Raw genomic sequence first — 13,593 nt, forward strand, 5'->3', positions numbered from 1 at the left:
GGTGGTCCCGCACCGCTACTTCAGGTACGCCAAACCCGGGTGGACCGCCGTGTAGCCGTCCACCAGTCTGCGGGCCACGGTCACCGAGTCGACGAGTGGGTGCAGGGCGAAGGCCTTGACGGCGGTGGCGCGGGAGCCGGTCTCGGCGGCGGTCAGGATCTCCCGTTCGACGGCCTTGACCGAGCAGACCAGGCCGGTGGCGTGGCCGGGCAGCGGGTCGACGGCGACCGGGTGGGCGCCGCTTGCGTCGACCAGGCAGGGCACCTCGATCACCGCGTCGGCGTCGAGGACGGCGAGGGTGGAGCGGTTGCGGACGTTGAGGATGAGGGTGGTGCGCTCGTCGCGGGCGATGGCCCGCATCAGGGCGAGGGCGACCTTCTCGTAGCCCCCGGACAGGTCGTCGGCGTCGCGCTCGCCGGCCCCGGCGGCCTCCCGGTTCTCCGCCATGTAGGTGGCCTCGCGTTCGGCGCGGGTGCGGTCCCAGGCGGCCAGCGCGGAGACGGCCGGGTCGGCGGCCTCGGCGTAGAAGCGGGCCTGCTGTTCGCGGAGGAAGGCGCCGCGGGTCCGTTCGGCCTCCTGGTAGGCGCGGACGGTCTCGCGGTTGAAGTAGTAGTAGTGCAGGTATTCGTTGGGGATCGCGCCGAGCGAGCGCAGCCAGTCGGCGCCGAACAGCTTGCCCTCCTCGAAGGAGCCCAGCAGCGCGGGGTCGGCGAGCAGGCGCGGCAGTTGGTCGCGTCCGCCCACCCGCAGGCCGCGCACCCAGCCGAGGTGGTTCAGGCCGACGTAGTCGATCCACGCCTCGGCCGGGTTGGCGACGCCGAGGACACGGGCGATACGGCGGCCGAGGCCGACCGGTGAGTCGCAGATCCCGATCACGCGGTCGCCCAGCGCGCGGGACATGGCCTCGGTGACCAGTCCGGCCGGGTTGGTGAAGTTGATGACCCAGGCGTCGGGGGCGAGGCGGGCGATCCGGTGGGCGATGTCCACCGCGACGGGGACCGTCCGCAGACCGTAGGCGATGCCTCCGGCGCCGACCGTCTCCTGGCCGAGCACTCCTTCCGCGAGGGCGACCCGCTCGTCGTTCGCGCGTCCCTCGAGGCCGCCGACGCGGATCGCGGAGAAGACGAAGTCGGCGCCGCGCAGCGCCTCGTCGAGGTCGGTGGTGGCGGTGACCGCGGGGGCGTCCGGGACGTCGGCGGCCTGTTCCGCCAGCACCCGGGAGACCGCGCGGAGCCGGCCGGCGTCGGTGTCCTGGAGGACGACCTCCCTCACCCGACCCTCGCGCCGGTCCCCGAGAAGCGCCCCGTACACCAGCGGCACCCGGAATCCGCCGCCGCCCAGAATCGTCAGCCTCACGCCGCTCCCGCCTTCTTCGCACGTACTCGCCGGGCCCACCTGCCGCGCCCGGCACGGTGTGCACAGTACTCGTCGTGTCCGCGCTCGCCGTGTCCTCGCCCGCCCCGCCACGGTGACCGGGGGGCCGGTCCGTGGTTCGATGCGAACGCCATCTCCCACGTTCGGACAGGAGTCTGATGAGACGTCATCTGTTCAGCCTCGCCGCCGTCACCGCCGCCCTCGCCCTGGGCGCGGGCACCGCCTCCGCGGCGGGCGCGCCGTCCTGGACGGAGACCGCGACGGCGTACACCGACACCCTGGGCGGCGGGCAGGGCCTCGCCAGCCACGCGGACGGCTCCCTGCTGTACCGGGGGCTCGCCGACATCCCGCTGAGCCTGCGCCTGAAGGGCTGGAACCACGTCGGGGACCCGGACATCGCGCGCGGGCATGTGGTGGACGCCTACCAGGGGGCGGACACGGCCTCGTCGAAGATGTTCGCGGTGACCACCCCGGCCGGGAAGCGTTACGAGTACGTCCATCCGCTGGGCCAGGGCGAGAAGGTGAACAACTCCTTCGCCGCCGTCTCGCCCGACGCGCGGTGGCTGGTCTCCGGGGAATGGGGCGAGCAGCGCCGGCTCCAGGTCTTCCCCGCCCCGCTGCTGAACCCGAGCACCCCGGCGACCGGCGGCACGCTGCCGGAGGCCGGGCAGATCACGCTGGACCGGCCGGTGCGGGACATCCAGGGGTGCGACTTCGTGACCGCCACCCGTCTGGTGTGCGCCTCCAACGACGCCACCGGCGCCCACTTCCCCGAGGTGCGTCCGCTGCTCCAGGTCGATCTGGCCCGCGCGCTGGACGGCAGCCCCGTCACCGGCACGGTGACGAGCCTGTTCGCCCTGCCGCAGCGCAGCGTGTGCACGGGTGACGCCTATGAGACGGAAGGCGTCGACTACGACGCCGGAAGCGGCACACTGCGGGTGCAGATGATCCAGCCCGGGGTGTGCGCGGTGTCGACGACCGTGTACGCGTACCGCGCGGCCACCGGCTGACGCGCACCCGTTTGCCCCGTTCGGGGGACTTCAGGGGAGTGCGCTCCCTCCTTCAGGGAGTGAACTCCCCTGGCGGGTAAGGAGTTTCTCGGTTTCACCTCTTGACGCCGACGGTGGCGGCGAGCACATTGGGCGCACCCTGAGAGCGCTCTCAGCATGCCGAGGGCGCTCTCGTGGACACCCGCGCATCCACTTCCGTACCCGAGAGGCACCCCCACATGAGTGCAACCTCCGGCATACCGCACAGACGGCGCCCGCTGCGGCGGGCACTGACCGCCGTCGCCGGCGTCCTCGGCCTGGCGGCGGCAGCGGCGACGGTCACCGCGCCCTCCGCGACGGCGGCGGCCCCACCGCCCCCGTCCGGCTGGACGCAGGTCTTCGTCGACGACTTCGAGGGCGCCGCGGGCAGCGGCGTGAACACCGCGAACTGGCAGTACGCGACCGGCACCGGCTATCCGGGCGGTCCCGCCAACTGGGGCACCGGCGAGATCGAGACGATGACGTCCAGCAGGGACAACGTCTCCCTCGACGGCAACGGCAACCTCCGCATCACCCCGCGCCGCGACGCCTCCGGCCGCTGGACCTCCGGGCGGATCGAGACCAACCGCACCGACTTCCAGCCCCCGGCGAACGGCAAGCTGCGCGTCGAGGCGCGTATCCAGGTGCCGAACGTCACCGGCGCCGCCGCCAAGGGCTACTGGCCCGCGTTCTGGATGCTCGGCGCGCCGTACCGGGGCAACTACTGGAACTGGCCCGCGGTCGGCGAGCTGGACATCATGGAGAACACCCAGGGCCTGAACACCGTGTGGGCCACGATGCACTGCGGCACCTCGCCGGGCGGCCCGTGCAACGAGACCAGCGGCATCGGCGGTTCCACCACCTGCCCCGGCACCACCTGCCAGGCCGGCTTCCACACGTACCGCATGGAGTGGGACCGCTCGACCAGCGTCGAGGAGATCCGCTTCTACGTCGACGGCGTCAACTACCACACCGTGCGCGAGAACCAGGTGGACGCGACGACCTGGTCCAACGCCACCGACCACGGCTTCTTCATCATCCTCAACGTGGCGATGGGCGGCGGCTTCCCCGACGCCTTCGGCGGCGGGCCGGACGCGGGCACGGTTCCCGGCCACTCCATGGTCGTCGACTACGTGCAGGTGCTGTCGTCCGGTGGGAGCGGTACCACTCCCCCGCCGACCGGCAACCGTGACGCCTACAGCGCCATCCAGGCCGAGTCGTTCGACGGCCAGTCGGGTGTGATCACCGAGTCCACCTCCGACACCGGTGGCGGCCAGAACATCGGCGCCGTCGCCAACGGGGACTGGACGCTCTACCGGGGCGTCAACTTCGGGTCCACGCCCGCCCGTCAGTTCGTCGCCCGGGTCGCGAGCGGGGCCGCCTCCGGGGTGAGCGGTCTGGTCGAGGTGCGGCTGGACAGCCGGAGCAACCCGCCGATCGGCAGCTTCGCGGTCGGCAACACCGGCGGCTGGCAGTCGTGGCGCACGATCCCGGCGAACATCTCCTCGGTCACCGGCACCCACGACGTGTATCTGACGTTCACCAGCGGACAGCCCGCGGACTTCGTGAACGTGAACTGGTTCCACTTCGGCCGCTGACGGCGGCCCGCCTCCCCTGAAACGGGGCTCCACGCGCGCGTGGGGCCCCGTTTCGCCTATCTCAGCTCCGCGCGGAAGGCCGCCGGTGTCATGTCCGTGTGCTGGTGGAAGAACTTGGAGAAGTTCGCCGCGTCCGGGAAGCCGACCGCCGCGCCCACCCGGCCGATGGGGAGGTCGGTGTGGGCGAGGAGGCGCTTGGCCTCCAGGACCACCCGCTTGTCGATGAAGGACTTCGGCGTCTCGCCGGTCGCGGCGCGGACCGCGCGGACGAGGGTGCGGCGGGAGTAGCCGAGGGCGTCGGCGTAGGCGCTGACGCTGTGGTTGGTGGCGAAGCCCGCCTCGACGGCGTCGCGGAAGAGGGTGAACGTGGTGTCGGAGTGCTGCGGGGACGCCTCCACGGAGCCTGCCGCGAGATGGGCGAGGCGCAGCAGGAACGCGGTGAGGGAGTGGCGCAGTACGGCGGTGTGCAGGCCGAGGGGGAGGGTGGCGGTGTCCTCGTACTCGCGGCGGAGCTGGGCGAGGGAGGCTTCCAGGGCGGCGAGTTGCGGCGGGCCGGGGTGGAGCAGGGGCGGCAGGTCGTAGCGGTAGAGGCCGGTGGCCTCGACGGTGGCGCGCGGCAGAAAACCGGGCTGCATGGTGAGGACGGTTCCGCGGTACTCGCTCGTGGTCGTGAAACGGTGCACCTGTCCCGGGCGGATCCACAGCACGTCGCCGGCCGTCGCCTCGTACTCGGTGAAGTCGATCATGTGGCGTACGGGGCCGGCGGCGAAGACCATCACGACGTGGAAGTCGATGCGGTGGACGCGGCCGAGTGGCGCCTCGGAGTGCCAGGTGTGGCCGGCGCCCATCGGCCCCACCTGCATGCCGACGCCGCTGATGCTGCGGTCGGCGGGGAAGGCGAAGGTTCTGATGCCGTCGTCGTCGCCGTGCTGGGTTCTGTCCGCCATGTCGTTCTTGTGCCGCCTCGGTCGCGCGCTGTGCCGTCGGGGTGTCCCACTTTCACCACAGGCTGACACACCCGGACCTTCACGCGAAAAAGTCAGACTTTTAGAGTCGAACGCGGCTGACCAGCGAAGACACTGAATTCGATGACTTTTTAAGGGGACTGCGATCAGATGAGCGCGCAGACAACCGAGGGCCTCGAGTGGACCGAACTCGACCGGCGGGCCGTCGACACCGCGCGCCTGCTGGCGGCGGACGCCGTGCAGCGGGTCGGGAACGGGCACCCGGGCACGGCCATGAGCCTCGCCCCCGCCGCGTACACGATCTTTCAGAAGCTGATGCGGCACGACCCCGCGGATCCCGAGTGGACGGGCCGTGACCGCTTCGTCCTCTCCCCCGGTCACACCTCGCTGACGCTCTACACGCAGCTGTACCTGGCGGGGTACGAGGTGACCCTGGACGACCTGAAGGCGTTCCGCACCCACGGCTCCAAGACGCCCGGGCACCCCGAGTACGGGCACACCGCCGGTGTGGAGACCACGACCGGTCCGCTCGGCCAGGGCGTGGCCAACGCCGTGGGTATGGCGATGGCCGCCCGCTACGAGCGCGGCCTGTTCGACCCGGGCGCCCCGGCCGGCGAGTCCCCGTTCGACCACACCATCTGGGCGATCGTCTCCGACGGCGACCTCCAGGAGGGCGTCTCCGCCGAGGCCTCCTCGCTCGCCGGGCACCAGAAGCTGGGCAACCTGGTCTTCCTCTACGACGACAACCACATCTCCATCGAGGGCGACACCGCGACCGCGTTCTCCGAGGACGTGCTGAAGCGCTACGAGGCCTACGGCTGGCACACCCAGCGGATCGAGCCCGCCGAGGACGGCGACATCGACGTGCACGCCCTGTACGCGGCGCTGAAGGCCGCCCGGGACGAGACCGGGCGGCCGTCCATCATCGCGATGCGCACGATCATCGCCTGGCCCGCGCCGAACGCGCGGAACACGGAGGCCTCGCACGGCTCGGCCCTCGGCGAGGAGGAGGTCGCCGCCACCAAGCGGATCCTCGGCTTCGACCCGGAGAAGGCCTTCGAGGTCGCCGACGAGGTGCTGGCCCACACCCGCCGGGCGCTGGACCGGGGCGCCGAGGCGCACGCCGCCTGGGACAAGCGGATCGCCGCCTGGCGAAACGCCCACCCGCAGCGCGCGGCCGAGTTCGACCGGATCAGCAAGGGCGAGCTGCCCGCGGGCTGGGAGGAGAAGCTGCCCGTCTTCGAGCCGGGCAAGTCCGTCGCCACGCGTGCCGCGTCCGGCAAGGTGCTCCAGGCGCTCGGCGAGGTCATCCCCGAGCTGTGGGGCGGCTCCGCCGACCTGGCCGGTTCGAACAACACGACGATCGACAAGACCAGCTCCTTCCTGCCGGAGGGCAATCCGCTGCCGGAGGCGGACCCGTACGGCCGTACCGTCCACTTCGGCATCCGCGAGTTCTCGATGGCCGCGGAGATGAACGGCATCGCGCTGCACGGCAACACCCGGATCTACGGCGGCACCTTCCTCGTCTTCTCCGACTACATGCGCAACGCGGTGCGGATGTCCGCGCTGATGCAGCTCCCGGTGACGTACGTGTGGACGCACGACTCCATCGGCCTCGGCGAGGACGGCCCGACCCACCAGCCGGTCGAGCACCTGGCCTCGCTGCGCGCCATCCCGGGCCTGAACGTGGTCCGCCCGGCCGACGCCAACGAGACCGCCATCGCCTGGCGCGAGATCCTGCGCCGGCACGCCACCCAGCCGGCCCCGCACGGGCTCGCCCTCACCCGTCAGGGCGTACCGACGTACGAGCCCGACGAGGACGCGGCGAAGGGCGGCTATGTGCTGCGCGAGGCGGCCGGCGGCGACCCGGACGTCCTGCTCATCGCCACGGGCTCCGAGGTGCAGCTCGCCGTCGCCGCCGCCGAGTCGCTGGAGGCCGAGGGGATCGGCGCCCGGGTGGTGTCGATGCCGTCCGTGGAGTGGTTCGAGGAGCAGGACCAGGACTACCGCGACCGCGTCCTTCCGCCGTCCGTGCGGGCTCGTGTCGCGGTGGAAGCCGGGGTGGGCCTGACGTGGTACCGGTTCACAGGTGACGCAGGACGCATTGTCTCCCTCGACCACTTCGGTGCCTCCGCCGACGCGAAGACCCTGTTCGCCGCCTACGGCTTCACCGCCGACAACGTCGCCGCCGCCGCCCGGGAATCCCTGGCCGCCGCACGTGGTTGATCCGACCGCAGAAAGAAGATGATCACAGTGACCGAAGCAACCGCGCCCGCGGGAGCCCTCAAGCGCCTGTCCGACCAGGGCGTGTCGATCTGGCTGGACGACCTGTCCCGCGGTCGGATCGCGTCCGGCAACCTCGCCGAACTCGTCGAGACCAGCCATGTGGTGGGCGTGACCACCAACCCGTCCATCTTCCAGGCCGCCATCGGCTCCGGCGCGGGCTACGAGGAGCAGCTGGCCGAGCTGGCCGTGCGGGGCGTGACGGTCGACGAGGCGGTGCGGATGATGACGACCGCCGACGTGCGGGCCGCCGCCGACGTCCTGGAGCCCGTGTACCGGGCGACCGGCGGGCGGGACGGGCGGGTCTCCATCGAGGTCGACCCGCGGCTGGCCCACGACACGGCGGCCACGATCGCCGAGGCCAAGCAGCTCGCCTGGCTGGTGGACCGCCCCAACGTCATGATCAAGATCCCGGCGACGAAGGCCGGTCTGCCGGCCATCACCGAGGTCGTCGCCCAGGGCATCAGCGTCAACGTCACGCTGATCTTCTCCCTGGAGCGCTACCGCGAGGTCATGGACGCCTACCTCGCCGGACTGGAGAAGGCGCAGGCCGCGGCCCGGGACCTGAGCACCATCCACTCCGTGGCCTCCTTCTTCGTCTCCCGCGTCGACAGCGAGATCGACAAGCGGCTCACCGTCCTCGGCACCGACGAGGCGCTCGCCCTCAAGGGCCGGGCGGCGCTCGCCAACGCGCGGCTGGCCTACGCGGCGTACGAGGAGGTCTTCGGCGGCGACCGCTGGCTGGCCCTGGCCGGCTCGCGGGCCAACAAGCAGCGCCCGCTGTGGGCGTCGACCGGGGTGAAGGACCCGGCGTACAAGGACACCCTGTACGTGGACGAGCTGGTCGCCCCGGGCACGGTCAACACCATGCCCGAGGCCACCCTGGACGCCGTCCGCGACCACGGCCGGATCACCGGCGACACGGTCACCGGCGGCTACGCCCAGGCCCGCGCCGACCTCGCGGCCGTGGAGCGGCTGGGCATCTCCTACGACGAGGTCGTCCAGCAGCTGGAGGACGAGGGCGTCGCCAAGTTCGAGACCGCGTGGCAGGACCTGCTGGACGCGGTGACGAAGTCCCTGCTGAGCAAGGGAGCTGACGCGTAAATGAGCGAGAACCCGCTCGAAGCGCCGACCGCACCGGCGGTCGGCTGGACCAACCCGCTGCGCGATGTGCGCGACCGCCGGCTGCCGCGGATCGCGGGCCCGTCCGGGCTCGTCATCTTCGGCGTCACCGGCGACCTGTCCCGCAAGAAGCTGATGCCGGCCGTCTACGACCTGGCCAACCGCGGTCTGCTGCCACCGGGCTTCTCCCTCGTCGGGTTCGCCCGCCGGGACTGGGAGAACCAGGACTTCGCGGAGGTGGTGCACGACGCGGTGCGCGAGCACTCCCGCACCCCGTTCCGCGAGGAGGTCTGGCAGCAGCTCGCCGAGGGCATGCGGTTCATCCCCGGCGACTTCGACGACGACGAGGCGTTCGAGCAGCTGCGCAAGTCCGTGGAGGAGCTGGACGCCTCCCGCGGCACCAGCGGCAACTACGCCTTCTATCTCTCCGTACCGCCGAAGTTCTTCCCGAAGGTCGTGCAGCAGCTGAAGAAGCACGGTCTGGCGGACGCCCCGGACGGGGCCTGGCGGCGGGCCGTCATCGAGAAGCCGTTCGGGCACGACCTGAAGAGCGCCTGCGAGCTGAACGCGATCGTGCACGACGTGTTCGAGCCGGACCAGGTCTTCCGGATCGACCACTACCTGGGCAAGGAGACCGTCCAGAACATCCTGGCGCTGCGCTTCGCCAACCAGATGTTCGAACCGATCTGGAACCGGTCGTACGTCGACCATGTGCAGATCACGATGGCCGAGGACATCGGCATCGGCGGCCGGGCCGGGTACTACGACGGCATCGGCTCGGCCCGGGACGTCATCCAGAACCACCTGCTCCAGCTGATGGCGCTCACCGCCATGGAGGAACCGGCCGCCTTCGACGCCGAGTCGCTGCTCACCGAGAAGCTGAAGGTGCTGAAGGCCGTCCGCCTCCCGGAGGACCTGGGCCGGCACACCGTGCGCGGGCAGTACGCGCCGGCCTGGCAGGGCGGCATGAAGGTGCGCGGCTATCTGGAGGAGGACGGCATCAGCCCCGACTCCACCACCGACACCTACGCGGCGATCAAGCTCGGCGTCGACAACCGCCGCTGGGCGGGCGTCCCGTTCTATCTGCGCACCGGCAAGCGGCTCGGCCGCCGGGTCACCGAGATCGCGGTCGTCTTCCAGCGGGCGCCGCACTCCCCCTTCGACGCGACGGCCACCGAGGAGCTGGGCCAGAACGCCATCGTCATCCGCGTCCAGCCCGACGAGGGCGTCACGGTCCGGTTCGGGTCCAAGGTGCCGGGCACCTCGATGGAGATCCGGGACGTGACGATGGACTTCGCCTACGGCGAGTCGTTCACCGAGTCCAGCCCCGAGGCGTACGAGCGGCTGATCCTGGACGTGCTGCTCGGCGACGCGAACCTGTTCCCCCGTCACCAGGAAGTGGAAGAGTCCTGGAGGATCCTCGACCCGATCGAGGAGTACTGGGCCACGCACGGCAGGCCCGCCCAGTACGCGTCGGGCAGCTGGGGACCGAAGGAAGCCGACGAGATGCTCGCACGAGACGGACGGAGCTGGCGCAGGCCATGAAGATCGACCTGACCGACACCACGGCAAGCAAGATCAACAAGGCACTGGTGCAGGGCCGCCGCGCCATCGGCACCCCGGCCGTGGGCATGGTCCTGACGATGGTGATCGTCACCGACGAGGAGAACGCCTACGACTCGATCAAGGCGGCCGAGCAGGCCTCCCACGAGCACCCCTCGCGCACCCTGGTCGTGATCAAGCGGCACGCCCGCACCCCGCGCGAGCGCACCCGGTCCCGGCTGGACGCCGAGGTCCGGGTCGGCTCCGAGGCCGGCACCGGCGAGACCGTCGTACTGCGCACCTACGGCGAGGTCTCCGACCACGCCGACTCGGTGGTGCTGCCGCTGCTGCTGCCGGACGCGCCGGTCGTCGTGTGGTGGCCGGTGGACGCCCCCGAGGTCCCCGCGAAGGACCCGCTGGGCGCGCTGGCGCAGCGCAGGATCACCGACATGTACGCCGTCGAGCGGCCGCTGGAGGCCCTGGAGGCCCGCGCCCGCTCGTACGCGCCCGGCGACACCGACCTCGCCTGGACCCGGCTCACCCCGTGGCGGTCGATGCTGGCCGCCGCCCTCGACCAGGCCAAGCTGACGATCACCTCGGCGGCCGTGGAGAGCGAGGCCGACAACCCCAGCGCCGAACTGCTGGCCCGCTGGCTGGAGGCCCGGCTGCATGTGCGGGTCGAGCGGGTGGAGACCGCCGGCCCGGTCGTCACCGGCGTCCGGCTCGGCACCGAGAAGGGCGAGATCGTCATCGACCGGCCCGAGGGCCCGCTCGCCACCCTCACCCTGCCGGGCCAGCCGCCGCGCACCCTCGCCCTGAAGGTGCGCCCCACCTCCGAACTCATCGCCGAGGAGCTGCGGCGCCTCGACGCGGACGAGATGTACGCCGTCGCCCTGCGCGGCGAGGACACCAAGGAGAACGCCTGAGATGTCCGACTCCCCCTGGCTCACCCGGCGTCCCGAGTGGACGGCCCTGGAGGACCACCGCGCCGCCTGGCAGGCGCATCTTCGCGAGCTGTTCGCCGCCGACCCGGACCGCGCGCAGCGGTACGTGGTGCGCGTCGGCGACCTGCGCATCGACTACTCGAAGCACCTGATCACCGATGAGACGCTGGCGCTGCTGCGCGAACTCGCCGCCGCCACGGACGTGTTCGGGCTGCGGGACGCCATGTTCCGCGGTGAGCGGATCAACACGACGGAAGACCGGGCGGTGCTGCACACCGCGCTGCGCGCGCCGCGCGACGCGGTGATCGAGGTCGACGGCGAGAACGTCGTGCCCGGGGTGCACGCGGTGCTCGACAGGATGGCCGCCTTCGCCGAGCGGGTCCGCTCCGGTGAGTGGACGGGTCACACGGGCAAGCGGATCCGCAACGTCGTCAACATCGGCATCGGCGGCTCCGACCTCGGCCCCGCCATGGCGTACGAGGCACTGCGGCCGTTCACCGCACGCGATCTGACGGTCCGTTTCGTGTCCAACGTGGACGGCTCCGACCTGCACGAGGCCACCCGCGACCTGGACCCGGCGGAGACGCTGTTCATCGTCGCGTCGAAGACCTTCACCACCATCGAGACGATCACCAACGCCACCTCGGCCCGCGACTGGCTGCTGAACGGACCCGCCGGGCTCGGCGACGAGAAGGCCGTGGCGAGGCACTTCGTCGCCCTGTCGACGAACGCGGAGAAGGTCACCGGGTTCGGCATCGACCCGGACAACATGTTCGAGTTCTGGGACTGGGTCGGCGGACGCTACTCCTTCGACTCGGCGATCGGCCTGTCCCTGATGATCGCCATCGGCCCGGACCGCTTCCGGGAGATGCTGGACGGCTTCCGCACGGTCGACGAGCACTTCCGCACCGCCCCCGCCGAGGCCAACGCGCCGCTGATCCTCGGCCTGCTGGGCATCTGGTACAACAACTTCCACGACGCCCAGTCGCACGCCGTCCTGCCGTACAGCCACTACCTGTCGAAGTTCACGGCCTACCTCCAGCAGCTGGACATGGAGTCCAACGGCAAGTACGTCGGCCGGGACGGGCGGGAGGTCGACTGGCAGACCGGCCCGGTGGTGTGGGGCACGCCCGGCACCAACGGCCAGCACGCCTACTACCAGCTCATCCACCAGGGCACCAAGCTCATCCCCGCCGACCTGATCGGCTTCGCCCGCCCCGCGGCCGAGCTGAGCGACGACCTGAAGGCGCAGCACGACCTGCTGATGGCCAACCTGTTCGCGCAGGGGCAGGCGCTGGCGTTCGGCAAGACCGCGGACGAGGTCCGCGCGGAGGGCGTCGCCGAGGAGCAGGTCCCGCACCGCACCTTCCACGGCAACCACCCGACGACCACGATCCTCGCCCCCGAGCTGACCCCGTCGGTGCTGGGCCAGCTGATCGCGCTGTACGAGCACAAGGTGTTCGTGCAGGGCGCCGTGTGGAACATCGACTCCTTCGACCAGTGGGGCGTCGAGCTGGGCAAGGTCCTCGCCAAGCGCGTCGAGCCGGCGCTCACCGAGGGCGCCGACGTCCCCGGCCTCGACCCCTCCACCGCCGCTCTCGTCGCGGCGTACCGCGACCTCAAGGAAGAGAAGTAATCATCATGCAACTCGGACTCATCGGCCTGGGCAAGATGGGCGGCAACATGCGCGAGCGGATCCGCCGCGCGGGCCACACCGTCATCGGCTACGACCGCAACCCCGACCTGTCCGACGTGAGCGGCCTCGCCGAACTCGTCGAGCGGCTGGACGCGCCCCGCACGGTGTGGGTGATGGTCCCGGCCGGCGCCCCCACCCAGTCCGTCATCGACGAGCTGGCGGACCTGCTGGAGCCCGGCGACACGGTCGTCGACGGCGGCAACTCCCGCTGGAGCGACGACGAGAAGCACGCCGCCGAGCTGGGCGCCAAGGGCATCGGCTTCGTCGACGCCGGTGTCTCCGGCGGTGTGTGGGGCCTGGAGAACGGCTACGCGCTGATGGTCGGCGGCGACAAGGAGCACGTGGAGCGGGTCCAGCCGATCTTCGACGCGCTGAAGCCGGAAGGGCCGTACGGCTATGTCCACGCGGGCAAGGTCGGCGCGGGCCATTTCGCGAAGATGGTCCACAACGGCATCGAGTACGCCATGATGCAGGCCTACGCCGAGGGCTGGGAGCTGCTGGAGAAGGTCGACTCGGTGACCGACGTCCGCGAGGTCTTCCGCTCCTGGCAGGAGGGCACGGTCATCCGCTCCTGGCTGCTGGACCTCGCGGTCAACGCCCTCGACGAGGACGAGCACCTGGAGAAGCTGCGCGGCTACGCGGAGGACTCCGGCGAGGGCCGCTGGACGGTGGAGGCCGCCATCGACAACGCCGTGCCGCTGCCCGCGATCACCGCCTCGCTCTTCGCCCGGTTCGCGTCCCGCCAGGACGACTCCCCGCAGATGAAGATGATCGCCGCGCTGCGCAACCAGTTCGGCGGGCACGCCGTCGAGTCGGCGAAGAAGTAGGCGACCGCAGTGGGGGATCTGCTGTGGTGACGTGGTCCTCGTCGCCCACGCCCACTTCCCGCGTGTCCTGACGGCCCGTCACCTGGGTCCGCGGTCCGCGGAGGGGCGGCTGTTCCAGCTCGCGACGGGCACCGTGAGCCGGCCGTCCACGGAACACGGGCGGCCGGTCGTCACCGAGTGGAACGTCCGTCCGCACAGCGCGAGTTGACACTGG

The 13,593-nt window shown here is 71.2% G+C and carries 10 protein-coding genes and 1 pseudogene; 9 read left to right on the plus strand and 2 right to left on the minus strand.

From position 1 onward, the window contains the following. Positions 1-15: 15 nt before the first annotated feature. A complete protein-coding gene (locus tag ACIG0D_RS06020; RefSeq protein WP_399796552.1) occupies positions 16-1,356 on the minus strand; it encodes a 6-phospho-beta-glucosidase in 1,341 nt (446 codons plus the stop codon). A gap of 176 nt (positions 1,357-1,532) precedes the next feature. Between ACIG0D_RS06020 and ACIG0D_RS06025 the strand changes: the two genes are divergently transcribed. Then, on the plus strand, positions 1,533-2,384 hold the full coding sequence (locus ACIG0D_RS06025) for a hypothetical protein (protein WP_399796553.1): 852 nt from the start codon (positions 1,533-1,535) through the stop codon (positions 2,382-2,384). Positions 2,385-2,602: 218 nt separating this feature from the next. Continuing rightward, positions 2,603-4,000, plus strand: coding sequence for a glycoside hydrolase family 16 protein (locus ACIG0D_RS06030; protein ID WP_399796555.1), 1,398 nt, complete (start codon positions 2,603-2,605; stop codon positions 3,998-4,000). Between the two features lie 56 nt (positions 4,001-4,056). Here ACIG0D_RS06030 and ACIG0D_RS06035 read toward each other — a convergent pair whose 3' ends face one another. Further along, positions 4,057-4,947, minus strand: coding sequence for an AraC family transcriptional regulator (locus tag ACIG0D_RS06035; protein ID WP_399796556.1), 891 nt, complete (start codon positions 4,945-4,947; stop codon positions 4,057-4,059). Between the two features lie 168 nt (positions 4,948-5,115). Between ACIG0D_RS06035 and tkt the strand changes: the two genes are divergently transcribed. The 7 genes and pseudogenes from tkt to ACIG0D_RS06070 all read left to right on the plus strand — a co-directional run. Then, positions 5,116-7,191 (plus strand): transketolase, encoded by a 2,076-nt coding sequence (tkt, locus tag ACIG0D_RS06040; RefSeq protein WP_399796558.1) that lies wholly within the window; start codon positions 5,116-5,118, stop codon positions 7,189-7,191. Positions 7,192-7,209: 18 nt separating this feature from the next. After that, positions 7,210-8,352: a transaldolase gene (gene tal, locus ACIG0D_RS06045; protein ID WP_399796561.1), complete on the plus strand. Its 1,143-nt coding sequence runs from the start codon at positions 7,210-7,212 to the stop codon at positions 8,350-8,352. Then, positions 8,353-9,915, plus strand: a complete 1,563-nt coding sequence (gene zwf, locus ACIG0D_RS06050) for a glucose-6-phosphate dehydrogenase (protein ID WP_399796562.1) — start codon at positions 8,353-8,355, stop codon at positions 9,913-9,915. It begins immediately after the preceding gene. After that, positions 9,912-10,838, plus strand: coding sequence for a glucose-6-phosphate dehydrogenase assembly protein OpcA (gene opcA, locus ACIG0D_RS06055; RefSeq protein ID WP_399796564.1), 927 nt, complete (start codon positions 9,912-9,914; stop codon positions 10,836-10,838). Before zwf ends, opcA begins: the two co-directional genes overlap by 4 nt. A 1-nt stretch (position 10,839) precedes the next feature. After that, positions 10,840-12,492 (plus strand): glucose-6-phosphate isomerase, encoded by a 1,653-nt coding sequence (pgi, locus tag ACIG0D_RS06060; RefSeq protein WP_399796565.1) that lies wholly within the window; start codon positions 10,840-10,842, stop codon positions 12,490-12,492. 5 nt (positions 12,493-12,497) lie between these two features. Further along, entirely contained in the window at positions 12,498-13,379 is an 882-nt protein-coding gene (gene gnd, locus ACIG0D_RS06065) for a phosphogluconate dehydrogenase (NAD(+)-dependent, decarboxylating) (RefSeq protein ID WP_399796567.1), read from the plus strand. Between the two features lie 25 nt (positions 13,380-13,404). After that, positions 13,405-13,587, plus strand: a pseudogene (locus tag ACIG0D_RS06070) (histidine phosphatase family protein); the annotation flags it as partial. Positions 13,588-13,593: the final 6 nt, after the last annotated feature.

Origin of the sequence: Streptomyces sp. NPDC052773 (assembly GCF_044547145.1) — a bacterium.
GTDB lineage: Bacteria > Actinomycetota > Actinomycetes > Streptomycetales > Streptomycetaceae > Streptomyces.